The 2,170-nt window shown below is 74.7% G+C and carries 3 protein-coding genes; all 3 read right to left on the bottom strand.

The features are described from left to right. Window positions 1-29 precede the first annotated feature (29 nt). Entirely contained in the window at window positions 30-767 is a 738-nt protein-coding gene (locus AC4IJH_RS43420; protein WP_490857549.1) for a hypothetical protein, read from the bottom strand. A gap of 100 nt (window positions 768-867) precedes the next feature. Next, window positions 868-1,659 carry a hypothetical protein gene (locus tag AC4IJH_RS43415; RefSeq protein WP_164348887.1) on the bottom strand — a complete coding sequence of 264 codons (792 nt, stop codon included), beginning with the start codon at window positions 1,657-1,659 and terminating at the stop codon, window positions 868-870. Window positions 1,660-1,748: 89 nt separating this feature from the next. Beyond that, window positions 1,749-2,170, bottom strand: a 422-nt coding sequence (locus tag AC4IJH_RS43410; RefSeq protein WP_490857548.1) for a hypothetical protein, incomplete at its 5' end; no start/stop codon positions are given.

Below are 2,170 nucleotides of genomic sequence, written 5' to 3'. Positions count from 1 at the left end.
GGGCGGCAGATGCCGCCCCGGGCCGGGGGTCAGCTGGCGAACAGGGGCTCCTGGACCGCCTCGATGGTCGGGGGCGGTGGGGCGTGCTGTTCACGGTGCTGGAGGTGACGGTCCACGGTCCACTTGATCCACTGCCACTCGGGCAGGAGCGGACTCGGGCGTCCGGGCTGCTGACGGAAGGTGGTCACGCCTGCCGCGCGGGCGGCGTTGCGGATCGGGGAGATGTCCGGGAGAAGGTGCTCGGGCCGGACCAGGTGGACGGTGCTGTCGAGCCAGACCCACACCTCGCACTTCGGGCGTCCGAGTGTGGTCAGGATCGCCAGGTGGTGGATGTCGCCCCATCCCGGGTGCAGTCCTCCGGGGCTGACCCACAGGGTGGTGCCGGGTTCGATGTCGCCGGGCCGGCTGGGTGTGTGGTCGTACGGCGGGCGCTGACGCCGACGGCGCCGGGGCTTGTCCGGGTAGTAGTGGCTGGGCGGGTAGCGCGGGTTCCTCTGGTGGTGCTGGTGAAGTTCCTCCGCTTCGGCGCGCAGGGCGTCGGCCGGGGTGTAGCAGCGGGGGCCGAGGTGCCAGTTGCGGGGCCGTTTGGTGTCCCAGTACGTCGGGCTGCCGCAGGAGGCGCATTGCCCTCGGGTGAGATACGGCTCGGCGGTCGGGCACGGCCAGGGCGTGCGGCACTGGCGGCAAGTCCATACCGGCTCGGCCGAGTTCGGCAGGTGGGCGTCCGGCAGGTAGATCGGCCGGGGGCGCCAGGCTTCTCCGGTCACGCTCGACTCCGTGAAGGGGTGGGCATCGTCGTTCCTGTTCTCGAAAGGCGCCGGGGCCGGGGCGCGTTGCGCGCTCCGGCCCCGGCGGTGTGCGGTGGGGTCAGCGGCCGGTGTGCTCCTCGTCGTCGCGGGTGGTGATGGCCTCTGCCGCGTCCAGGGCCTGCTCGGCCAGGTGGAGGGCGGCCGCCAGGGCCTGCGGGTCCTCCTCGGCGGTCTTGCGGGCGCGGTCCAGCGCGCGCACGGCCTGCCGCGCCGCGTGGTAGCCGGTCTCGTGCTGACCCTCGGCCCAGCAGGCGAACAGCAGGAGCTCGACCTCCACGCCGTTGATGGCCTTGGCCAGGGAGCCCTCGCCGGTCCGGGCGGCGGCAAGGGCCTGGCGGCCGGTGTCGATCCGGAAGGCGGGGATGCTGGACAGGAGCGCTGCCCCTTCGGTGAGCCCGGCCTGGGCCGGGAGGGGGAGAACGGTCTTCTCCAGGGCGATGGCGGCGGCGGTCAGCATGGCGACCGCCGCGCCCGCGTTGGGCACCGTGTGGGCGAGGTGCCTGCCCGCCCTGGCGTAGGCGGCCGCGAGGGCGCCCCACCGGGCGGCCTGGGCCGGCTGGTCGTTCTCGACCGCCAGGGCCTGCTCGTCGGCGGCGATCCGGGCCCGGTGGTGGCACACGGCGGACTGCATCCGCAGCCAGCGGCGGCCGGGCGCGTTGCACCGGCCGTTCTCGATGTCCTGCACGGCGGCGCGGTAGGTCTGGGCGGTCTGGCGGGCGCGGAGGACCGGGCGGCCGATGGCCTCCGCGAGCATCCGGCCGCCGTTCCCGGTCACCAGCAGGTCCCTGCGGTAGCGGGCTGCGGCGGCGTCGCCGCCGGTGAGGTCCGGGGTCGGGGTGGTGGGGGTCATGCGTCTCTTCTCCTCGGTGAGGTGCGGGTTTCGAGCGGGACCCGGGGGCGGCGGTGCCATCCGCCGCCCCCGGGCAGGGGCGCCGCGTACTACTCGCTGCGGCGGGTCTGCGGGGGGAGCTGGCCGTCGTCGCCCTCGCCGTGCGGGGCGTCGGCGTCGACGTACCGGGCGTTCAGCTCGGCGGGCCGGAACGCCCAGTTGGTCGCGGGGGTCGTGTACCGGACGACGGCGACACGGCCACCCGGCACAGGCTCCGTGCCGCTCACCTGGGTGGCGACGGTCGGACCGACGTAGGTGACGTGGCCGTGGCCGTTGGGTTCGGGGATCGTCTGGCCGGGCCTGATCTCCTCACCCGTGGCGAGGTCGACCAGCCGGACACCGGAGTTCTGGCGGGGGAAAGTGGGGATGGCTCGGGCGTTGAAGTCGTCGTTCACGCTGCGCTGCTCCTCGTGGGGGTGTGAGGGTTCCGAGGGGCCGGGGCGGCGGTGCCATCCGCCGCCCCGGCCGGGGT

This window comes from Streptomyces sp. UF-297 (genome assembly GCF_058245575.1).
Note: the sequence above shows the minus strand (reverse complement) of the source record. Positions and strands in the feature narration are given on the sequence as shown.